Raw genomic sequence first — 21,092 nt, 5'->3', positions numbered from 1 at the left:
CTCCGTCTTTGTCTTCTCTCAACAGGAACCCCATGCAACTCACGACCTTGGCGCGGCAGCTGCGCGCCATCGCCCTCCCTGCGGCCCTTTCACTCATTTCGTCGACGGCCTTCGCCCAGGCCGAAAAGCCGCAATACGGCGGCCAGCTCAACATCGGCAACGTCTACGTGACCGTCTCGCCGCTGTCGTCCGACCACGTCGACTGGGCGTGGAAGCACAACCAGGACACCGGCCTCGTCTATGAGCAGCTCTTCTCCGCCGACCTCACGAAGTCCAAGCGCAACGGCGGCAAGTACACCTTCAGCGCCGACGCCTGGCTGCCCCCCGACGCGCTGCGCGGCGAGCTCGCCGAGAGCTGGAAGATGGAGCAGAACCCGATGCGCGTGGTGGTCAAGCTGCGCAAGGGCGTGATGTTCCCGGCGAGGCCTGGCGTGATGGAAGCACGCGAGCTGACCGCCGAAGACGTGGTCGCAAGCTACGACCGCCTCAACAAGAGCCCGAAGAAGATCCCCGGCTACTTCGACCACCTCACCAAGGTCGAGGCGAACGACAAGCACACCGTCACCTTCCACTTCAAGGAATACAACGCCGAGTGGGACTACCGCTTCGGCTGGGGCTACTACTCGGCCATCGTGCCGAAGGAAGTGGTGGCCGCCGGTGCCAAGGACTGGAAGAACCTCAACGGCACCGGGCCGTTCATGTTCGACAGCTACACGCAGAGCGCGTCGCTCACCTTCACGAAAAACCCGAACTACTGGGACAAGGAAAAGATCGGCGGCCAGGAATACAAGCTGCCCTTCGTCGACAAGATCACCTACCGCTACATCAAGGATGAAGCGACGTTCCTGACGGCGCTGCGCACCGGCAAGATCGACGTGCTCGAAGCCGTGCGCTGGAGCGCGGTCGAAGAGCTGAAGCGCTCGGCCCCGCAGATCAAGTGGAACAAGTACCTGGCCAACGGCGGCAACTTCATTGCGCTGCGCATGGACACCAAGCCGCTGGACGACGTGCGCGTGCGCCGCGCCCTGAACATGGCGGTGGACAAGCAGGCCATCATCAAGGGCTACTTCGGCGGCAACGGCGAGATGCTCAACTACCCGATGCACGTCAACTACACCGGGTACTACGAGCCGCTCGAGAGCATGCCGCCCGAGATCAAGGAGCTCTACACCTACAACCCGACCAAGGCCAAGCAGCTGCTCGCCGAGGCAGGCCTGCCCAAGGGCTTCAGCTTCAAGGTGCAGACCTCCAGCAGCAGCGTCGATGCCGACCTGCTGGCCATGATCGCGTCCTACCTGCAGAAGGTGGGCGTGACGATGGAGATCGAGACGCTCGACTATGGCGCGTACCTCTCGGCCATGACGACCAAGAAGAACGCCCCGGGCTACTTCATGTTCCTCGGCCACACCAACCCGACAACGGCGCTGCGCAAGAGCTTCGTCAAGGGCCAGATGTGGAACCCGTCGCAGTTCTATGACCCGACCATCGAGAAGATGATGGCCGAGGTGCTCGCCGAGCCTGATGAGCGCGTGCGCCAGGTCAAGGTGCGCCAGATGACGCGAATCATCCTCGCGCAGGCGCCGGCGATCTTCCTGCCTTCGCCCTATGTCTACACCGGCTGGTGGCCCTGGGTGAAGAACTACGGCGGCGAGTTGCGCGCCGGTGCCGAGCGCCCCGGTCCGATCCACGCCCGCATCTGGGTCGACCAGGAACTCAAGAAGAAGATGGGGAAGTGATTCAGAAGTAGTTGACAGAGGCCCCATCGCGACAGATCAACCTCAACAGGAGACGAGCCCATGAAGACGTTCAGCAGTTGCTTGCATGCATGCGCCCTCGCGGCCGCCATCGCCGTGGCGCCTGCCGCCGCCCTTGCCCAAGGCAAGCCGCAATATGGCGGCGAGCTGCGGCTGGGCACCGTCTACGTGGGCATCTCCGCCCTCTCGTGGGACCCGGCCGACTACAACTGGAAGATCAACCACGATGCCGGCGCGCAGTACGAGGTGCTGTGGGCGGGTGACCTGTCGAAGTCGGTCAAGAACGGCGGCAAGCACCGCTTCGTGGCCGACGCCTGGCTGCCGAGCGATGCGATCCGCGGCGAGCTGGCCGAGAGCTGGAAGTGGACCGAGCCGCTCACGCTCGAAGTGAAGCTGCGCAAGGGCGTGATGTACCCCGAGAAGCCGGGCGTGATGAAGGCGCGCGAGTTCGTGGCCGACGACGTGGTCTACGCGGTCGAGCGCCAGCAGAAGAGCCCGAAGAAGATCCCCGAGTACCTCGACCACATCGCCAAGGTCACGGCGAAAGACAAGCACACCGTCGTCTTCAACTTCAAGCACTACAACGCCGAGTGGGACTACCGCTGGGGCTGGGGCTACTACTCGGCCATCGTGCCGAAGGAAGTGGTCGAGGCCGGCGCGTCGAACTGGAAGAACGTCAACGGCACCGGCCCCTTCCTGCTGCAGGACTTCCAGGCCGGCAACTCCAACACCTACGTCAAGAACCCCAACTACTGGGACAAGGAAAAGATCGGCGGCCAGGAGTACAAGCTCCCCTTCGTCGACAAGGTGACCTACCGCACCATCAAGGACGAGGCCACGCGCTACTCGCTCTTGCGCACCGGCAAGCTCGACATCCTCGAAGTGATCCGCGCGAGCGAAGTGGAAGACCTGAAGAAGCAGGCGCCGCAGCTCAAGTGGTCGCGCACGCTGGCGATGGCCGGCACCTACATGGCCATGCGCGTCGACACCAAGCCCTTCGACGACATCCGCGTGCGCCAGGCAATGAACATGGCGGTCGACCGCCAGGCCATCATCAAGTCGATCTACAGCGGGCATGCCGAAGTGTTCGGCTTCCCGATGCACCCCGACTACGTGGGCTACTTCGAGCCGCTGTCGGCCATGCCGAAGGCGGTGCAAGACCTCTTCACCTACAACCCGACCCGCGCCAAGCAGCTGCTGGCCGAAGCCGGCTACCCCAACGGCTTCACCTTCAAGGTGCAATACAACTCGGTCAACGGCACGCACGCCGACCTGGTGCAGATGCTGGCCGCCTACTACGACAAGATCGGCGTCAAGCTCGAGATCCAGCCGATGGAGTACCCGGCCTTCCTGTCGGCGATGACGACGCGCACCAACGCGCCGCTCTACCTGATGGACAACGGCCACACCAACCCGACGACATCGATCCGCAAGAACTTCGTCAAGGGCCAGGTCTGGAACCCCTCGCAGTGGGACGACCCGGCCTTCGAGCGCCGCATGAACGAGGTGCTGGCCGAGCGTGACGAAGGCAAGCGCCAGATTGCGCTGAAGGTGATGACGCGCGAGATCCTCGAGAAGGCGCCCTACGTGTGGCTGCCCACGCCCTACAACCACGTGGCCTGGTGGCCGTGGGTGAAGAACTACGACGGCGAGCTGCGCGCAGGCGCGGTGCGCCCCTGGCCGATCTATTCACGCATCTGGATCGACCAGGACCTCAAGAAAAAGATGGGTAAGTGAGATCGAATTGACCGAACCCCTGCTCCAAGTCCGCAACCTCACCACGCGCTTCCGCACGGACCGTGGCGAGGTGACCGCGGTCGACAACGTCTCCTTCGACGTCGCCCCCGGCGAGACGCTCGCCATCGTGGGCGAGTCGGGCTCGGGCAAGAGCGTCACCGCGCTCTCGATCCTGCGGCTCATTCCCAACCCGCCGGGGCGCATCGAGAGTGGCCAGATCCTCTTCGAAGGCAAGGACCTGGTGAAGATGAGCGATGAGGAGATCCGCGCGGTGCGCGGTGATCGCATCGCGATGATCTTCCAGGAGCCGATGACCTCGCTCAACCCGACCATCACGGTGGGCAAGCAGATCGCCGAGCCGATGAACCTGCACCGCGGCACCGTGTGGGAGGTGGCGCTGAAGACCGCGGGCGAGCTGCTGGCGAAGGTGCGCATTCCCGATGCGGCCTCGAAGGGCAGCGCCTACCCGCACCAGTTCTCGGGCGGCCAGCGCCAGCGCGCCATGATCGCGATGGCGCTCGCCTGCAAGCCGCGGCTCATCATTGCCGACGAGCCCACCACCGCGCTCGACGTGACGGTGCAGGCCCAGGTGCTCGACCTGCTGAAGGAGCTGTGCCGCGAGACCAACGCGTCGCTCATCCTCATCACCCACGACCTCGGCGTCGTTGCGCGTTATGCCGACCGTGTGGCGGTGATGTACGGCGGGCGCATCGTCGAGCAGTCGTCGGCCCGCAACATCTACAAGAACCCGAGCCACCCCTACACGCGCGGCCTGCTGGCTTCGGTACCGCGCCTGGATGGGGACTCGTCTCAGCGCCTCGTGCCCATCGAAGGCTCGCCGCCCGACCTCACTCGCCTGCCGCCCGGCTGCGCCTTCGCACCGCGTTGCCGGCTGGCCACCGATGAATGCCGGCAGGTCCGCCCTGAGCTGCGCACGGTCGGCACCGACCACATCATGGCCTGCATCCGTGACGCCGCTGCCGTGTCCCCCGCCCGTTCGGAACCCGTGAACCCATGAGCACCACCTCCCTGTCCGCCAAGTCCGACCCGCTGCTGCGCGTCGAGGGCCTGAAAGTCCACTTCCCCGTGCACGCGGGCGCCGTGCTGCGCAAGCAGGTCGGCGCGGTGAAGGCTGTCGACGGCGTCTCGTTCACGCTCAACCGCGGCGAGACGCTCGGCCTCGTCGGCGAATCGGGTTGCGGCAAGTCGACCACGGGCCTCGCCATCCTGCGCATGCAGGACATCACCGAAGGCAAGGTGTTCTTCGAAGGCGAAGACATCACCGCGCAAGACAAGCGCACCGGGCGCTTCCGCCGCCGCATGCAGATGGTCTATCAAGACCCGTATGGCTCGCTGAACCCGCGCATGACGGTGGCCGACATCGTGAGCGAGCCGCTGGAGGTCTACAACGTCGGCACCAAGGCCGAGCGCCGCGACCGTGTGGCCCACCTGCTCAAGACGGTGGGGCTCCTGCCCGACATGGCCGACCGCTACCCGCACGAGTTCTCGGGTGGCCAGCGCCAGCGCATCGCGATCGCCCGCGCGCTCGCGCTGGAGCCCAGCCTCATCATCTGCGACGAGCCGGTGTCGGCGCTCGACGTGTCGATCCAGGCGCAGGTGGTCAACGTGCTGGTCGAGCTGCAGCAGCGCCTGGGCCTGTCGTACCTCTTCGTCGCGCACGACCTCGCGGTGGTGCGCCACATCAGCCACCGCATCGCGGTGATGTACCTCGGCCGCATCGTCGAGATCGCGTCCAAAGACGACCTCTACCAGCGCCCGATGCACCCCTACACCCGCGCGCTGATGTCGGCCGTGCCGGTGGCCGACCCCGAGATCGAGGCCACGCGCCCGCGCATCGTCGTCACCGGCGAAGTGCCCAGCGCCCTGCGTCCGCCCTCGGGCTGCCGCTTCCACCCGCGTTGCCCCGAGGCGATGGACGTCTGCAAGACCAAGGACCCGGCACTGCTCGACAAGGGCAATGGCCGCGCGGTGGCCTGCCACCTGCACGACGGCGTGGTGATGCAGATGCCGGAATCGCGAAAGATTGCTGCCTGACGCGTAGCGCAGGGCAGAACAGGAGAAGGGGCTGGCGGATAATTCATGGCTGCACGCAAGCCCCCCTCCCGTCACCCGCCGATGTCCGCGACGCTCCCTGCCCAGACGCAGCGCTTTCAGGAAAAGCGCGAAGCCATCCTCAGTGCCGCTGCCGACCTCTTCAACCAGCACGGCGTGAAGGGCGCGACGCTCGCCGACATCGCGGCCAGCGTGGGGCTGGTCACCAACAGCGTCACCTACTACTACCGCAAGAAGGAAGACCTGGCGACCGCCTGCTTCCTGCGGGCGATCGAGGTCATCCGCCACGTCATCGACCAGGCATCGCAAAAGAGCGGCATCGAGGCGCGGGTGCATGAGTTCTTCCGCCTGCAAGCCGCCCTCTTCGCCGACATCGACCACGGCGCGCATGCGCCGCTCATGACCTTCAACGACATGCGCGCGCTGCCGAGCCCGCATTTCGAGGTGGTCTCCGACGCCTACAACGACATGTTCCGCCGCCTGCGCGAGCTGCTGCGCACGCCGCAGACGGCGCAGCTCGGCCGGGCCGACCTGGCCGCGCGCACCTACATGGTGTTGTCGGTGGCGCACTGGGTGCGCGGCTGGATCGACCGCTACGAGACCGACGAATACGCCCACATCGCCGCGCGCGTGAGCGACATCGTGATCCACGGCAGCGCCGCGGCCGGCTCGGTGTGGGCCCCGTCGCAGGCCGAGCGCGAATGGCGACTCACCGTCAACGACGACGCCACCGCCGAAGCCTTCCTGCGCGCCGCCTCCTTCCTCGTCAACGAGCAGGGCTACCGCGGCGCCTCGGTCGACATGATCTCGGCCAAGCTCAACGTGACCAAGGGCTCGTTCTACCACCACAACGACAACAAGGAAGACCTGATCTTCGACTGCTTCCAGCGCACCTTCGCCGTGATCCGCCGCGCGCTGAGCCTGGCCGACGGCATCGAAGGCAAGGGCTGGGACCGCGCCTGTGCGATCTCGCGGTCGCTCGCACGCTTCCAGCTGTCGCCCGAAGGCCCGCTGCTGCGCCTGGGCGCGACCAGCGCCCTCTCCGACCCCGAGCGTCGCAGCGACGTGCGCCGCACCATGAGCCGCCTCACCGAGCGCCTGGCCGACGTGGTGGTCGACGGCATGATGGACGGCTCCATCCGCCCGCTGCACCCGGTGATCGCCGCGCAGGTGGCGAGCGGCCTCGTCAACTCGGCCGGCAGCCTCACGCACTGGGTGCCGAGCGCCACGCAGGACAACGTGGCCGAGCTCTACGTGCGGCCGATCTTCCTGGGCATCCTCTGCCCGCCGAGCGCGGCCATCTGACCGGTGGCGACCAAGCACGCGGTACGCCGCATCCCGCCGCCCCGCACGCTGGCGATCGACTCACTCGCTGATCTCGACGCCTTCCGTCAGTCGATCAACAAGCGCTGGAAGCTGCCGCGCCTGCGCGTGACGCTGCGCGTGCCCGGGCTGCGCTCCGCGCGCAACGAGCACTTCGAGCGTGTCATCAACCGCCAGCTCGGCCGCAGTGGCGGCTGGACGGCCTTGTGGACGGCGATCGCCTTCACCGGCCTCGCCATGTTCTTCCCCATCGAGCCGGCGGGTGTCGAGTCCATCCCGGCGCTCGGTGCCTGGGTGGCCGAGGTCGCGCTCGGCTGGGTGCTCGGCTGGGGCGTCGGCAAGGCCGGCGCCGTGGCGCTTGCGCACTGGCGCATCGTGCGCGCGTGCGGTCGGGTGCAGGCGGAAGCCCAGGCGGCCCAGATCAAGGCGCCGGGCTGAAGTATTTGCGGATCAGCGTGGGCGTCGCGTCGACCTTCGAGGCATCGACGTTCGCCGTGAAGCAGGCCGCGTGCGGCGCATGCGCCTTCTGCGACAGCGTGGCGTAGACCCATTCGCCTTTGGGCGGCCGCCACAGGGCCACCGCCGTGGGGTACAGGCCATCGCGCTCGATCATCGGGTAACGGCGCACGATGCTCGCCGCCACCTCGGCGCCGTCGCGCTCATCGAGCACGATGCCGTTGACGCCGGCCTTGAACGAGAGCCGGGCCGTGGTCACGCAGTTGTCGATCACCGTGTGGCCGGCTGTGACGGTCGCCTGCTGAGCCGCGGCGGTGCTCAGCAGCCCGCACAGGGCAGACAGGGTGCAAACAGCCCTGCACCTGGGCCTGAGGTACTGCATGGCGCCTCCATGTCGTCTCGGCTCCAGGTGTAGCGGCAATCGGCTCTCCAAGGGAACCCCTGAAACGCCTGCAAACGGGCCCTTGCGGGCGTCAAAGACGGCGGCGCGCTCCGGGCGGGCCCGCCTGCGGAACCATGCCGGCGCCGTGGATCTAAGGGTTATCGCCAGTGCCTGGCCTCGCCTTCCCGGTGAGTTGGCGTTTGCATACTGGGCGTCAAGCCTGGACAATCCAATCTTCTCGGCGCTGCGCGGATGCTTTGTTTCACCCTAGGCGTGCGCGTCGACCGAGATCGCAGGACAATACAGGGTTTGCGTTTTCAACCAATTGAGGAAGTTACTTTGGCAAAAGACGTCGTCAAAACCAAGATCCAGGCCGATGGGCTGCGTTACAAGGTCAAGGAAGGCGGCTCGCCGTTCGCGAGTGCGGGTGACTTCCAGGCCGGGACCATGTCGTGCTTCCTGTGCGGCAAGCATCGCCCCCGCAACACCCTGAAGACCCGCCGCCTGCTGGGCAAGGCGCAACATGTGTGCGCCCCGTCCTGCAAGGAGGCCGAAGAAGCGGCACGCGCCAAGCTGTCGCCCTCCTCCTCGTCCACCACGACGGCCGCCGCCTGATCGGCCTACCGGGGCTCCTCCACGGGCCCCGGTTGCGCTGACAGGAAGGCCAGCAGCCGGCACTCGGCCACCGTCAGGCCCCGGCAGCGTTTCAACGCCCCACCCGCCAGGGCCTCGACGCCGCGCTGCGTCGCGACCGCCATCACCCCCGGGTGCACATACGACTTGCGGCACACCGCGAGCGTGTTGCCCAGCAGTCCGGCCACTTCCCGCAAGACCTCGTTCGCCCGCTTTCGGCTCACCGGCCCGGTGACCGGCAAAGCGCACAGCCGCGCGAGCGCATGCACGCTCGCGTGCCAGGTGCGGAAGTCCTTCGCGGTGAAGTCGGCGCCGCTCAAGACCTTGATGTATTCGTTGACGTCGGCCGAGCCGACGCAGCGTGTCTCGCCCTTGTCGTCTTCGTACTGGAAGAGTTCCTGGCCCGGCATCGCCTGGCAGGCGCGCACGATGCGCGCGACCTGCGGGTCTTCGAGCGTGAGCTCGTGCCACACGCCACTCTTGCCGCGAAAGCGCAAGTGCAGCGTCGCGCCTTTCACCGCCGCGTGCTTGTTGCGCAAGGTGGTGAGGCCGAAGGAGCCGTTCTCGCGCGCGTATTCGTCGTTGCCGATGCGCACGAGCGTGGTGTCGAGCAGTCGCACCAGCGCCGCGAGCACCGATGCGCGGCTGCCCACCGGTGCCGCCAGATCGCGCTTCACCTTGGCACGGATGCGCGGCAGCGCCTGGCCGAACTCGCGCATGCGCTCGAACTTGTGTGCGTCGCGCGCTTCGCGCCAGTCGGGGTGGTAGCGGTACTGCTTCCGGCCACGCGCGTCGCGGCCGGTGGCCTGCAGGTGGCCTTCGGGCAGCGGGCAGATCCACACCTCTTCGTAGGCGGGCGGGATGGCGAGCTTGCGGATGCGCTGCAGCTCCTTTGCGTTGCGCAGCAGCCGGCCCTTGGCATCGCGGTAGCGGAAGCCGTCGCCGTCGCGCAGCCGGCGTATGCCGGGCATGGTGTCGCTCACGTAGCGCAGCCCCGGCGGTGCCTCGGATTCGAAGGGATTCACCACAGCCCTCATCGCACCGCCTTCGGATCGAAGCCCATCGCCTTCATCGGCTTCACCAGGCTCTGCTTCGTCTTCGCGTAGTCGGCCCACGGGGTGTTGCCGACGGCCAGTCGCTCGGCCACGTTCTCAACCGTCCACTGCGCGCCGCTCTTCAGGCCCGCGAGCTCATCCCACGTCACCGGCACCGAGACGCCCAGCCCCGGCCGCGCACGGGCCGACCACGCACACACCGTGGTCGCGCCGAGCCCGTTGCGCAGGTAGTCGATGAAGATGCGGCCGACGCGATTCTTCGGCCCGCTCTTCGCAACGAAGCGATCGGGGATCACCGAGGCCATGTGCGCCACGATGGCCTGCGAGAAGTCTTTCACCGTGTCCCAGTCGTACTTGGGCGCGAGCGGCACCACCACGTGCAGGCCCTTGCCGCCGCTCGTCTTCAGGAAGCCCACGAGGCCGATCTCCTCCAGCAGCGCATGCACCAGCTGCGCAGCTTCCAGCACCTGCGGCCAGCCCACGCCCTCGCCGGGGTCGAGGTCGAACACCATGCGGTCGGGCCGGTCCATTGCGCGCGTGGTGGCGTTCCAGGTGTGGAACTCCAGCACGTTCATCTGCGCGGCCGACAGCAGCGCGAGCGGCGTGCCGATCGCGAGCAACGGGTCGTGCGACGGGTACAACGCCCGGTCGAGGACCTCGATGTTCGGAAAGCTCTTCTTCTCGGCGTGCTTCTGGAAGAAGAACTGCCCGTCCACGCCATCGGGCGCGCGCAGCAGCGAGACCGGCCGCTGCTTCAGGTGCGGCAGCATCAGCTCGGCCACTTGCGCGCAATACGCGATGAGCTCGCCCTTGGTGACGCCGGTGCGCTTGTCGACCACACGCTCCGGGTGCGTCACGCGGAAGTCTTTCGGCAGCGCCTTGTTGGCAGGTGCTTTCTCCATGTGCCTGGCGACTTCCTTCGTGATGCGCTCCGGCGGCTTGTCGCTGCGCAGGCCGTGGAAGACCGCCTGGCGCACATGCCCGCTCTTCGTCCACTCGGCAAACGCCACCTCGGCGATGAGCTTGGGCTTCACCCAATGCGGCTTCACGAGCTTGACCGTGCCGACGCGTGCGGGCCCATCGGTGTAGGGGCTCGTCGTCGTCTCGATCTCGTCGAGCTGCTGGCGCAGCGCGAGCAGCGTCTTGTCGTCGAACCCGGTGCCCACGTTGCCGGCGTAGCGCAGCTTCCCCTCGGCATCGTGCACGCCGATCAGCAACGCGCCGATGCCCGCGCGCGAACCCTTGGGGTCGGTGAAGCCGCCGATCACGAACTCCTGCCGCTGGCCGAGCTTGAGCTTGACCCAGTCGGCCGAGCGGCGCGAGTGATAGGTGGCCGACGCACGCTTGCCGATCAGCCCTTCGAGGCCGGCGTCGCGAGCCGAGGCGAGCAGCTCGCGCGGGTCGGCGTCGAACGACGCGCTGAACTGCACTGTGCCGCCCGTGTGTCCTGCCAGCAGCGATTGCAAGCGCTCGCGCCGCTCGCTCAAGGGCCGCTCGCGCAGGTCTTCGCCGTCGTGGAATGGCAGGTCGAACACGTAGTACTGGATGTCTTGCGTGCGCTGCGCATCGAACGCGTTCTGCAGCAGCTGGAAATCGGGCGTGCCCTTGGGGCCTGCGACGACGATCTCGCCGTCGAGCCACCCCCAGCCGATGCCAAGCGCACGGATCGCCTTCACGAGCGTGGGCAATCGGTGCGACCAGTCGTGCCCTTTGCGGGTGAAGCAGCGCACGTCGTCGCCATCGATGCGCGTGACGACGCGGTAGCCGTCGAACTTGATCTCGTAGAGCCAGTCGTCGCCGGGCGGGATGTCGTCGACCAGCGTGGCCAGCTGCGGCGTGAGCGAGAGCGGCAGCTCGGCTTTCGCGTTGCGCCGAGCTTTGGCGGGCGACTTCGCCGGTGCCTTGGCCGCGACGGGGCGCTTCTTCCTGCCGGCCAGCACGCTGTCGGGCAGCGCCTCGATCACGTCGAACTCGCTCGCCGACCGCGCTTCGTCGTCGTGCTCCTTGATGAGCAGCCACGGCACCTGTCGCTCGTTCTCACGCGACTTCATGCGCACGAGCGTGAAGCCACCGTGCAGCTTCTCGCCCTTGAGCTCGAACTTGAGCTTGCCCTCGCGGTAGCCCTTGCGCGGGTCGCCAAGCGGCACCCAGGTGCCGCGGTCCCACACGATCACCGAGCCGGCGCCGTAGTGGCCTTCGGGGATCGTGCCCTCGAAGCCGCCATACGACAGCGGGTGGTCTTCCACCTGCACCGCCATGCGCTTGTCATGCGGGTCGAGGCTCGGGCCCTTGGGCACGGCCCAGCTTTTGAGCGTGCCATCGAGTTCGAGCCGGAAGTCGTAATGCAGCCGTCGTGCCGCGTGCTTCTGGATGACGAAGCTGAGCTCGTCGCCCGAGGCCACCACTTCGCCTGCCGGTTCCGGCGTGGCGCCGAAGTTGCGCTTGCGCTGGTAGGTGGCGAGGCTGCTGGTGCCCATGGTGCGTCCTCAGGCGGCCTTCTTCTTTCTCGGAGCGGCCTTGTGCTTGTGCTCGCCACGGCCCTTCAGGCTCTCCTGCAGCAGGGCCGTGAGGTCGACCACGTCGGCGCCCTTGGCATCCTTCGGCAGGGGTTGCTCCTCGGGCTCGAGCACCGTCTCCGTCTCGCCGGCTTCGACCTTGCGCTCCACGAGCGCCATCACCTGCTCCTTGAAGCGGTCGGAGAACTGCGAAGGGTCGAAGGCCACCGTCATGTCGTCGATCAGCTGGCCGGCCATCTCGAGCTCACGCTCGGTGAGGTGGTTGGCCTTCGCGCCTTCCTTTGGCAACGCCAGGTCTTCCCAGGTGCGGATCTCGTCGCTCCAGCGCAAGAGGTTGAGCACCAGCGCCGGCCCGGCCGGCACGAGCGCTGCCAGGTGCTGCTTGGTGTGGATCACCACCCGCGCCAGGCCCACGCGCTCGCTGCGCACCAGCGCCTCGCGCAGCAGCGCATAGACCTTCTGGCCCTTCGCCACAGGCGCCAGGTAATAGGGCCGGTCGAGGTAAACGAACGGGATCTCGCTCATCGAGACGAAGGCCTCGATCTCGATGGCCTGGGTGGAGCGCGGGTACACCGCCTCGATTTCCTCGTCGCTGAGCAGCACGTACTTCTCGTTCTCGTACTCGATGCCCTTGACGATGTTTTCCTTGGTGATTTCACGGCCGGTGCGCTTGTTGATGCGCTTGTAGCCGACCGGGTCCATGCTGCGTTTGTCGAGCCAGTCGAAGTCGACCCCGCTTTCGGTGGACGCCGAATGCAGGCTCACGGGGATGTGCACCAGCCCGAAGCTGATGGCGCCTTTCCACAGTGATCGCGATGCGGTTGCCATGCACGCAAGGCTAAGAGGCCCGCCTGCGCGCGCGCCAGTCTGCAACACCCGATTCCGCTGTGGGAAAGCACCTACCCATCGGTAATTTTTGCAAGCTGGACTGCCGCGCAGGGGCATGGCTGCTCCTCCAGAATCAGCGCACTTTTGTTCTCGATTGGGAGCCGCCTCATTGGGCATTGAAGCAGGGCTGTTGAAGGAGTTGCGAGAGAAGACCCGCACCGAGCACACGCGCATCGAGTCGGTGCTGCGGCTCACGCACCCCATGAGCGCAGCCCGTTATGCGGGCGTCATGGCGGGCTTCCATGAATTCCTCTGGCGCTGGGAGCCGCGTGTGGCCGCCGCCCTGCCCGCCCATCTGCGCGACTGGTGTGCCAAGCGCAAGCGCAGTGGCTTTGCCGCCGACGACCTGCGCCAGCTCGGCGGGCCGCATACCCCGCACCTGGCCCACGCCGCCGAGCGTGCCGTGCGCAGCATCCCGATGGCCGATGTGGCCGGAGCGCTCGGCTCGATGTACGTGATCGAAGGCTCCGCCCTCGGCGGGCAGGTCATCACCCCGCTGCTCAAGCAGCACCTCGGCCTCACGCCCTCCCACGGCGCCCGCTATTTCCACGGCCACGGGCCGGCCACCGCGGCGATGTGGCGCGAGTTCCGAGAGGTCATCGCCCACGAACTCGGCGCCGACGACGCCGCGGCCCGCAGCGCCTGCCACAGCGCGCAGCGCACCTTCGCCGCCTTGTGCGAGGTGTTCGACGGGCTGCCGGCATGAGCGAGTCCATCACCTCGCTCGACCTCGCGCACTGCGCGCGTGAGCCGATCCGCGTGCCGGGGGCGATCCAGCCACACGGCTGGATGGTTTCGCTCGATGCGCGTTCCCGCGCCCTCGTCGCCTACAGCGAGAACTGGACACAACTGCTGGGTGACTCGCCCGACCTCACCCACCGCATCGAAGACGTGTTCGCCGACCTGGACGTCGAGCTCGCCGACCTCTCGCGCAATGACGGCTCGTCATCGCTCGGCTCCATGCGCGTGGGCGGGCGCCATTTGCATGCGAGCGCCCATCTGCGCGACGGCCTGCTCCACGTCGAACTCGAAGCGCAGGCCGACGAGCCGGGCGCACGCGCGCCCATCTATGTGCTCACCCGCCAGCTGCTGCCGCGCATGCAGGAGGCGCAGACGGTCGAGGCGCTGTGCCAGCTGGCCGCGATGTCGATGAAGCAGCTCACGGGCTTCGGCCGCTGCCTTGTCTACTCGTTCGATGCCGAGGGCCACGGTGCCGTGCTGGCCGAGGCGCGCGACGCCGGCTACGACTCCTACCTCGGCCACCACTTTCCCGGCTCCGACATCCCGCCGCAGGCGCGCGAGCTGTACAAGGTCAACCGCTTCCGCCTCATCGCCGACGCGAACTACACCCCGGTGCCGGTGCGGGTCGTCTCACCCGCCTGGGCCGACAAGCCGCTCGACATGTCGCTGCTGCAGCTGCGCAGCGTCTCGCCGGTGCACCTGGAATACATGCGCAACATGGGCACGCTCGCGTCGAGCTCGGTCTCGATCATGGTGCGCGGCGAGCTGTGGGGGCTGATCTCGGTGCACGACCACAACCCGCGCCAGCTCGACTACGCCACCCGCATGGCCTGCGAGCACCTGGGCCAGCTGCTCTCGCTGCAGATCGAGGCCAAGGAAGACAACGCCCGCATCTCGCAAGAGGCCGAGTTGCGCCAGCTCACGCTTGCGCTGGTGGCACACCTGGCCGACAGCGACGCCACGCTGCAGCGCCTGGTCGACCACCCGGGCCTGCTGCTGCGCATCGCGCGCGCGAGCGGTGCGGCGGTGGTGCTCAACGACGAGTGCTGGACGGTGGGCGACGTGCCCGACGACGCCAGCCTGCAACAGCTCGTCGAATGGCTCGGGCCGCGCACCACCGACGCCTTCCACACCGCGCGGCTGCCCGCGCTGTGCCCGCCGATGGCGGGCCACACCCGCATCGCCTCCGGCCTGCTCGCCCTCTCGATCTCGCAGGTGCACCGGCAGTACATCCTGTGGTTCCGGCCCGAGGTGGTGCAGGAGATCCACTGGGCCGGAGACCCACGCAAGAACGTCGACCCGAATGGCGACGGCCGCCTGCACCCGCGCCGCAGCTTCGCCACCTGGCGCGAAGAGCTGCGCGGCCGCTCGCTCGACTGGACGCCCGGTGAGCTGGGTGCCGCGCTCGAGCTGCGGCAGGCGCTGATCGGCATCGTGCTGCGCCGAGCGGAAGAGCTGGCCGAAGTGGCCACCGAGCTCGGCCGCGTCAACAAGGAACTCGAAGCGTTCTCGTACACCGTGTCGCACGACCTGCGCGCGCCGATGCGCCACATCGCGGGTTACGTCGACCTGGTGCTCGACGGCGAACAGCTCGGAGACCGCTCCAAGCGCTACCTGGCGCATGTGAAGGATGCGGCGGCCTACGCGGGCGAGCTGGTCGACGCGCTGCTCGAGTTCTCGCGCATGGGCCGCTCGGCGCTGCGCCGGGTCGACATCAACCTCGGCGCGCTGGTCGGCGACCTCGTGCGCGAATTCGACGCGCCGCAGTCGGGGCGCATCCGCTGGCACGTCGAAGGCCCCTTCGCCACGCTCTGGGGCGACGCACTGCTGATGCAGGTGGCCGTGCGCAACCTGGTTGGCAACGCCGTCAAGTACAGCCGCACGCGCGAGGCGCCCGAGATCACCCTGCGCGCCGTGAGCACCCCGGAAGGCGATGGCCTCGCGGTCATCGACAACGGCGTGGGCTTCGACATGAAGTACGTGAACAAGCTCTTCGGCGTCTTCCAGCGGCTGCACCAGGTCGAGGAGTTCGAAGGCACCGGCATCGGCCTCGCGAGCGTGCGCCGCATCGTCGAGCGCCACGGAGGCACCGTCAGCGCCGAAGGTGCACCCGACCGCGGCGCCACCTTCACCCTGCTCCTGCCGCGCCGCGAGGTGCTGCTCTCCTCTTCCACTGCCCGTTAGGTCTTCATGCTCAAGCCCATCCTCCTCGTCGAAGACGATCCACGCGACCTCGAACTGACCCTGGTGGCCCTCGAACGCAGCCAGCTGGCCAACGAGGTCATCGTGGTGCGCGACGGCGCCGAGGCGCTCGACTACCTCAACCGCGAAGGCCACCACCGCGAGCGCTCCGAAGGCAACCCGGCGGTGATCCTGCTCGACCTCAAGCTGCCCAAGGTGAACGGCCTGGAAGTGCTCAAGACGGTGCGCGCCACCGAGGGACTGCGCAGCGTGCCGGTGGTGATGCTCACCTCCTCGCATGAAGAGTCCGACGTGTTGCGCAGCTACGAGCTGGGTGTGAACGCGTATGTGGTGAAGCCGGTGGAGTTCAAGCAGTTCGTCTCCGCCATCGCCGACCTGGGTGTGTTCTGGGCGGTCCTCAATGAACCGCCACCAGGCTCGCTCAAGGTGGGCCGCCGGAATGAGTGACCCTCACCCCACCGCGCCGCACGACCGCCGCCTGAGCGTGCTGCTGCTGGAAGACTCGGCCTTCGACGCCGAGATCCTGCAGGAGTGGCTCAAGCGCGCCTACCCCCACGTGCGCGTGACCTGGGTCGACGACGAGCCGAACTTCGTGGCCTCGCTCGACCGCTACCGCTACGACGTGATCCTGTCCGACTACCAGCTGCCGCGGTATTCCGGCGGCGAGGCGCTCGATCTGGTGCGGCAGCGGGATCCGCACATCCCCTTCATCTTCGTCTCGGGCGTGATCGGCGAAGACAACGCGGTCGACATGCTCAAGCGCGGCGCGACCGACTACGTGATCAAGAACCGCCTGTCGCGCCTGCCGGTGGCCATCGACCGGGCACTGGAAGAAGTGCGCCTGCGCGAGGCGCGCGAAGCGGTGGAGGCCCAGCTGCGCGACGCCGACGCCCTCTACGCCCGCGTGGTGGACTCGCTGCGCAACTACGCGGTGATCCTGCTCGATGGCGCGGGCATCGTGCGCTCGTGGAACCTCGCCGCGCAGGCCATCTTCGGCCACCGCCGCGAAGACACGCTTGGCCGCTCGATCGACCTCGTCTTCACCCCCGAAGACCGCGAACACGGCGTGTGGCGCCGCGAGCTGGAAACCGCCTTCGCGCTCGGCCACGCGCAGAACGACCGCTGGCTGGTGCGGGCCGACGGCAGCCGCATGCGCGGCGAAGGCGTGGTCACCGCGCTCTACAACACGCAGGGCGATCACACCGGCTTCTCGATGCTGGTGCACGACGCCACGCCGGCCTGGCGCGACGCGCAGGCGCTGCGCGAAGCGAAAGAGGAAGCCGAGCGCGCCAACCGCGCGAAAGACCGTTTCCTCGCGGTGCTCTCGCACGAGCTGCGCACGCCGCTCGCGCCGATTGCCGCGGCGGCGCAGCTGCTGGAGCGCAACGCGACCGTGCCCGACAAGCTCGCGCACCTCTTGCCCATGATCCGGCGCAACGTGGCCCTGGAAGCGCGCCTGATCGACGACCTGCTCGACCTCACTGCCATCGGCGCCGGCAAGGTCAACCTGCGGCTGCAGCCGGTCGACGTGCACAAGCTGATCCACGCGGTGGCCGAGATGCTGGAAGGCGACGTGCAGCGCAGCGGCCTCACACTCGACCTGCACCTCGACGCACCCGAAAGCGTGGTGCAGGGCGACGAGGCGCGCATCCAGCAGGTGCTGTGGAACATCGTGCGCAATGCGGTGAAGTTCACCCCGAGCGGCGGGCGGGTGGAGGTGCGCTCGCGGCTCGTCGGCAGCGAGCTGGAGGTGAGCTGCACCGACACCGGCATCGGCATCCACGCCGACGCGCTGCCACGCATCTTCCTCGCGTTCGAGCAGGCCGACGCCGACGTCTCGCGCCGCTTCGGTGGCCTGGGGCTCGGTCTCGCGATCGCGCACGGGCTGGTGGCGCGGCACCACGGCTCATTGAGCGCGCACAGCGACGGGCGCGACCGCGGCGCCGTGTTCACCTTGCGCCTGCCCACCACGCAGGCGAGCAGCGTGCAGGCCGAGGCGCCCGAGGCCCACGACGGCAGTGCACGGCCACCGCCCTCGGTGCACGTGCTGCTGGTGGAAGACAACCGCGACGCGGCCGATGCGCTCGGCCTGTCGCTGCATGACCTCGGCTACCGGGTGACGCACGCCTACAGCTGCGATGAAGCGATGACACTGGCCAACTCGCAGGACGGCTTCGACGTGGTGGTGACCGACCTCGGCCTGCCCGACGGCAGCGGCATCGAGATCGGCCGCCAGCTGCACGGCCGGCTGCCGGTGATCGCGCTCAGCGGCTATGGCACGCAGGGCGACATGAAGCAGTCGAGCGAGGCGGGGTTCGTGGCGCACCTGGTGAAGCCGGTGGCCACCGCGGCGGTGCATGCGGCGGTGCAGGCCGCGCTGGTGTCGCCGGCACCCGAGGTGCGGCAGCCGATCAGGCGACCCTGATCACGCGGCCATCAGCTTGGGCAGCGCCATCGGCTTGACGAACGACGGCGGCGGCTCACTGCGCGTGGCGTCATCGAGCGGGCGCGGCTTCTCGACGCCGTAGCCCTGCACATAGTCGACGCCCAGGCCGCGCAGCATCTCGATGGTGACGTCGTTCTGCACGAACTCGGCCACCGTGCGCAGGCCCATGCGGTGGGCGACGTTGTGGATGGCCTCGACCATCGCGAAGTCAACGGCGTCCTTGGCCATGTCCTTCACGAAGGCACCGTCGATCTTCACGTAGTCGACCGGCAGGCGCTTCAAGTAGGTGAACGAGGACATGCCCGCGCCGAAGTCGTCGAGCGCGAAGCGGCAGCCCAGCTCGCGCAGGCGGTTGATCATCTGCACCGCCACGTCGAAGCTGGCAACGGCCGCGGTCTCGGTGATCTCGAAGCAGATCAGCTCGGGCGAGACACGGTGGGTGGCCAGCTGCTCGCGCACGAAGTCGACGAGCGTCGGGTCGGCCATCGAAGCGCCCGAGAGGTTGATCGAGAAACGCGCCGGCAGCGTGTAGTGGCGCGCGAAGCCGGCGTGCATGGCCAACGCCTTCGAGATCACCCAGCGGTCGATCTGCGGCATGAGGCCGTAGCGTTCAGCGGCGGGGATGAAGGCGATGGGGGCGACGATCTTGCCTTCGTCGTCGCGCAAGCGGATCAGCACCTCCACGCTCTCGTGGCCACCGGCACCTTCCTGGATGGAGGCGATGCGCTGCGCGTAGAGCACGAAGCGGTCGTCGGTGAGCGCCTTCTGCAGGCGCGAGTACCAGTCGAGCTCGTCGTTGCGGGTGGCCACCGCCGTGTCGGCTTCGTCGTAGACGTGCACGCGGTTGCGGCCGGCTTCCTTGGCCACGTAGCACGACGAGTCGGCCACGCGCAGCAGGTCGGAGCGGGTGTACTGGTGGGCCTTGAAGGGCACCACGCCCACGCTCACCGTGAGCTGGAAGGAGCGGCCTTCCCATGAGAACTGCAGCTCGCTGATGCGCCGGCGCATGGCTTCGGCCACGCGCAGCGCGGGCTCCATCGGGCAGGCTTCCAGCAGCACGGCAAACTCGTCGCCGCCGAGGCGGGCGAGCGTATCCTGCTTGCGGATCTCCTGCATCAAGAGGGCGGTGACCTGCTTCAGGAGCTGGTCGCCCGCGACGTGGCCGCAGGTGTCGTTCACCACCTTGAACTGGTCGAGGTCGAGGAACATGACCACGCCGGTTTCATCGAGGTCTTGGGTGGTGATGGCGGCGTCGAGGCGCACCTCGAAGGCGGCGCGGTTGAGCAGGCCGGTGAGCAGGTCGTGGCTCGCCTGGTACGACATCTCGGCGGCGAGCTTCTTGGCCGGGCTCACGTCGTGCAGCACCAGCACCGCGCCGACCGCCATGCCGTTGCGGTTAAGGATGGGCGCAGCCGAGTCCTCGATGGAGCGGTGCGCGCCATCGCGCTGCACCAGCACCGAGTCACGCGCGGGGCGCGGCTGCGCGCCCGGGCGGGCGAATTCGTTGAGGCCGAGGCCGAGCCGCTCGCGGGTGTGGGTGTGGGTGAGGCAGATCACCTCCGACACCGGTTTGCCGATGGCCTGGGCGGCGGGCCAACCCGTCATCGCCTCGGCGGCGGGGTTGAGGTAGGTGATGCGGCCCAAGTGGTTGGTGGTGGCCACGCCGTCGACGATGGAGCGCAGCGTCACCTCGAGCATTTCCTTCTCGTGGTACACGCGCAGCTCGGCCTGCTCCTTCTGCATCACGGTGCGGCGCAGGCGCAGCGACTGGCGCGACAGCACCCAGGTCATGAAGAGGATCAGCAGCGCCCCGAATGCGGCCGTGGCGAGTGTCTTGGTTCGCAGCGCGTAGTAGCCCGCCATCGACGTCGACGCCGGCACGGCCACGACCGCGTAGAGGTCATGGCCCGGGATCGGCGTGACGGACCTGAAGCGCACGATGCCGTCGATGGTGCTGGCGGTGGGCACCATGCTGCGGTCGGCGCGGTTGACGGCGCGCACGATCTCGTCGCCATCGACCTGGTCACCGGCGCTCTGGCGGTCGTCGCTGCGGCGCGAGCGGAAGATGCCGTCGGCCCCGACCACGCCCACGGCGTTGCCCGGGCTGTCGTTCACGGTGAAGCCTTCGGTCAGCAGCGCGGCATCGAAGGCCAGCAGCACGGCGCCGGCAAACTTGCCGTTGGGGTGCTGCAGCTGCTTGCCGCCCGGCACGAGCCAGCGCTTGAGCACCTCGGAATACACCGGCTGGGCGATGGCGAGGTCGGTGCGCGTCCACGAGCCCTGGAAGTGCTGGCGGTCGGCCACGTGCTTGGCCCCGGCCGGCACCGCGCCTTGCGATTCGGTCATGCCGAGCACCTGGCCGGTCTGGTCGGCAAGCGCCATCGACAGGCGGCCGGCCGGCACCAGGAGGCCGTTCTTCTCCATCGCCACCAGGTCGGCGCCGCCGCTGTTTTCCTGGTAGTGCTTGACGAGCGACGCGGTCTGGTTGAGCTGGTCGAAGAGGCGCTGCACCCGGTCGCTCAGGCGCTGCGAGGCGGCATCGACCTCGCTGTAGGCGAGCTGCACGCTGGTGGTGTAGGCCCGCTCCAGCATCCACCAGGTGCCGCCACCCAACGCCGCCAGCAACGCCCCGGCCACGCTGGCAGCGGTGACGTAGAGGCGGGTGGTGGCAGGCAGGGCCCGCCAGTGGGCATGGACGCGTTGAAACATGGCGCGGGGCGCGTAGGAGTTCAACGGGGATATCGGGTCGGCCGGCGGCGGCCTTGAGCGGCACCACGTCGAATGGCCGCCGCATCGGTCGCAAAGCCGCGCAAAGCGTGACGAGATTGGCACGCCCAGCTGCGACGGCGGCCTCAGCGCCCGCCGCCGGTGCCGGCTGGCAGAACG

At 68.0% G+C, this 21,092-nt stretch carries 16 protein-coding genes; 11 read left to right on the top strand and 5 right to left on the bottom strand.

Features of this window, described 5'->3' with window-relative positions; genetic code table 11:
- The first annotated feature begins 32 nt into the window (after nucleotides 1–32).
- The 6 genes from KF892_20055 to KF892_20030 all read left to right on the top strand — a co-directional run bounded on the left by KF892_20055 (nucleotide 33) and on the right by KF892_20030 (nucleotide 7,325).
- Complete coding sequence (locus tag KF892_20055; protein MBX3627313.1) at nucleotides 33–1,736, top strand: ABC transporter substrate-binding protein; 1,704 nt, start codon at nucleotides 33–35, stop codon at nucleotides 1,734–1,736.
- A gap of 60 nt (nucleotides 1,737–1,796) precedes the next feature.
- Nucleotides 1,797–3,491 (top strand): ABC transporter substrate-binding protein, encoded by a 1,695-nt coding sequence (locus KF892_20050; GenBank protein MBX3627312.1) that lies wholly within the window; start codon nucleotides 1,797–1,799, stop codon nucleotides 3,489–3,491.
- A 7-nt stretch (nucleotides 3,492–3,498) separates the two neighbouring features.
- A complete protein-coding gene (locus tag KF892_20045; GenBank protein ID MBX3627311.1) occupies nucleotides 3,499–4,509 on the top strand; it encodes an ABC transporter ATP-binding protein in 1,011 nt (336 codons plus the stop codon).
- On the top strand, nucleotides 4,506–5,546 hold the full coding sequence (locus tag KF892_20040; GenBank protein ID MBX3627310.1) for a dipeptide ABC transporter ATP-binding protein: 1,041 nt from the start codon (nucleotides 4,506–4,508) through the stop codon (nucleotides 5,544–5,546). Before KF892_20045 ends, KF892_20040 begins: the two co-directional genes overlap by 4 nt.
- Nucleotides 5,547–5,627: 81 nt before the next feature.
- Nucleotides 5,628–6,869 carry a TetR/AcrR family transcriptional regulator gene (locus KF892_20035; protein MBX3627309.1) on the top strand — a complete coding sequence of 414 codons (1,242 nt, stop codon included), beginning with the start codon at nucleotides 5,628–5,630 and terminating at the stop codon, nucleotides 6,867–6,869.
- Nucleotides 6,870–6,872: 3 nt separating this feature from the next.
- Nucleotides 6,873–7,325 carry a hypothetical protein gene (locus KF892_20030; protein MBX3627308.1) on the top strand — a complete coding sequence of 151 codons (453 nt, stop codon included), beginning with the start codon at nucleotides 6,873–6,875 and terminating at the stop codon, nucleotides 7,323–7,325.
- Here the strand turns inward: KF892_20030 and KF892_20025 are convergent.
- A complete protein-coding gene (locus KF892_20025; protein MBX3627307.1) occupies nucleotides 7,309–7,725 on the bottom strand; it encodes a hypothetical protein in 417 nt (138 codons plus the stop codon). The two genes, KF892_20030 and KF892_20025, sit on opposite strands and share 17 nt — an antisense overlap.
- Before the next feature lie 339 nt (nucleotides 7,726–8,064).
- Here KF892_20025 and KF892_20020 point away from each other — a divergent pair, with 339 nt between their 5' ends.
- Nucleotides 8,065–8,340 carry a hypothetical protein gene (locus KF892_20020; GenBank protein MBX3627306.1) on the top strand — a complete coding sequence of 92 codons (276 nt, stop codon included), beginning with the start codon at nucleotides 8,065–8,067 and terminating at the stop codon, nucleotides 8,338–8,340.
- Between the two features lie 5 nt (nucleotides 8,341–8,345).
- Here the strand turns inward: KF892_20020 and KF892_20015 are convergent, their stop codons facing one another.
- Genes KF892_20015 through KF892_20005 form a run of 3 tightly spaced genes read right to left on the bottom strand, consistent with a single transcriptional unit; the run spans nucleotide 8,346 to nucleotide 12,757 of the window.
- Nucleotides 8,346–9,395, bottom strand: a complete 1,050-nt coding sequence (locus tag KF892_20015) for a DNA topoisomerase IB (protein ID MBX3627305.1) — start codon at nucleotides 9,393–9,395, stop codon at nucleotides 8,346–8,348.
- Nucleotides 9,392–11,890 (bottom strand): DNA ligase D, encoded by a 2,499-nt coding sequence (gene ligD, locus KF892_20010; GenBank protein MBX3627304.1) that lies wholly within the window; start codon nucleotides 11,888–11,890, stop codon nucleotides 9,392–9,394. The genes KF892_20015 and ligD overlap by 4 nt, the downstream gene beginning before the upstream one ends.
- 9 nt (nucleotides 11,891–11,899) lie before the next feature.
- Entirely contained in the window at nucleotides 11,900–12,757 is an 858-nt protein-coding gene (locus tag KF892_20005) for a Ku protein (GenBank protein MBX3627303.1), read from the bottom strand.
- Between the two features lie 190 nt (nucleotides 12,758–12,947).
- Here KF892_20005 and KF892_20000 point away from each other — a divergent pair, with 190 nt between their 5' ends.
- The 4 genes from KF892_20000 to KF892_19985 are packed head-to-tail and all read left to right on the top strand — an operon-like array spanning nucleotide 12,948 to nucleotide 18,185.
- A complete protein-coding gene (locus KF892_20000; GenBank protein ID MBX3627302.1) occupies nucleotides 12,948–13,523 on the top strand; it encodes a biliverdin-producing heme oxygenase in 576 nt (191 codons plus the stop codon).
- Nucleotides 13,520–15,742: a GAF domain-containing protein gene (locus tag KF892_19995; protein ID MBX3627301.1), complete on the top strand. Its 2,223-nt coding sequence runs from the start codon at nucleotides 13,520–13,522 to the stop codon at nucleotides 15,740–15,742. The genes KF892_20000 and KF892_19995 overlap by 4 nt, the downstream gene beginning before the upstream one ends.
- Before the next feature lie 6 nt (nucleotides 15,743–15,748).
- Complete coding sequence (locus KF892_19990) at nucleotides 15,749–16,207, top strand: response regulator (GenBank protein ID MBX3627300.1); 459 nt, start codon at nucleotides 15,749–15,751, stop codon at nucleotides 16,205–16,207.
- A complete protein-coding gene (locus KF892_19985) occupies nucleotides 16,200–18,185 on the top strand; it encodes a response regulator (protein ID MBX3627299.1) in 1,986 nt (661 codons plus the stop codon). Before KF892_19990 ends, KF892_19985 begins: the two co-directional genes overlap by 8 nt.
- Here the strand turns inward: KF892_19985 and KF892_19980 are convergent, their stop codons facing one another.
- Nucleotides 18,186–20,915, bottom strand: coding sequence for an EAL domain-containing protein (locus tag KF892_19980; GenBank protein MBX3627298.1), 2,730 nt, complete (start codon nucleotides 20,913–20,915; stop codon nucleotides 18,186–18,188).
- Nucleotides 20,916–21,092: the final 177 nt, after the last annotated feature.

Origin of the sequence: Rhizobacter sp., assembly GCA_019635355.1 — a bacterium.
In the GTDB taxonomy this organism is placed as follows: domain Bacteria; phylum Pseudomonadota; class Gammaproteobacteria; order Burkholderiales; family Burkholderiaceae_C; genus Rhizobacter.
The sequence above is the reverse complement of the archived record's forward strand: the minus strand, read 5'-3'. Positions and strand labels throughout refer to the sequence as shown.

Coding starts and splice junctions, on each gene's coding strand:
- ligD (MBX3627304.1), bottom strand. CDS start 11,890: ATGGGCACCAGCAGCCTCGCCACCTACCAGCGCAAGCGCAACTTCGGC.
- KF892_20025 (MBX3627307.1), bottom strand. CDS start 7,725: ATGCAGTACCTCAGGCCCAGGTGCAGGGCTGTTTGCACCCTGTCTGCC.
- KF892_19985 (MBX3627299.1), top strand. CDS start 16,200: ATGAGTGACCCTCACCCCACCGCGCCGCACGACCGCCGCCTGAGCGTG.
- KF892_20015 (MBX3627305.1), bottom strand. CDS start 9,395: ATGAGGGCTGTGGTGAATCCCTTCGAATCCGAGGCACCGCCGGGGCTG.
- KF892_19995 (MBX3627301.1), top strand. CDS start 13,520: ATGAGCGAGTCCATCACCTCGCTCGACCTCGCGCACTGCGCGCGTGAG.
- KF892_20040 (MBX3627310.1), top strand. CDS start 4,506: ATGAGCACCACCTCCCTGTCCGCCAAGTCCGACCCGCTGCTGCGCGTC.
- KF892_20055 (MBX3627313.1), top strand. CDS start 33: ATGCAACTCACGACCTTGGCGCGGCAGCTGCGCGCCATCGCCCTCCCT.
- KF892_20035 (MBX3627309.1), top strand. CDS start 5,628: ATGTCCGCGACGCTCCCTGCCCAGACGCAGCGCTTTCAGGAAAAGCGC.
- KF892_20005 (MBX3627303.1), bottom strand. CDS start 12,757: ATGGCAACCGCATCGCGATCACTGTGGAAAGGCGCCATCAGCTTCGGG.
- KF892_20050 (MBX3627312.1), top strand. CDS start 1,797: ATGAAGACGTTCAGCAGTTGCTTGCATGCATGCGCCCTCGCGGCCGCC.
- KF892_19990 (MBX3627300.1), top strand. CDS start 15,749: ATGCTCAAGCCCATCCTCCTCGTCGAAGACGATCCACGCGACCTCGAA.
- KF892_19980 (MBX3627298.1), bottom strand. CDS start 20,915: ATGTTTCAACGCGTCCATGCCCACTGGCGGGCCCTGCCTGCCACCACC.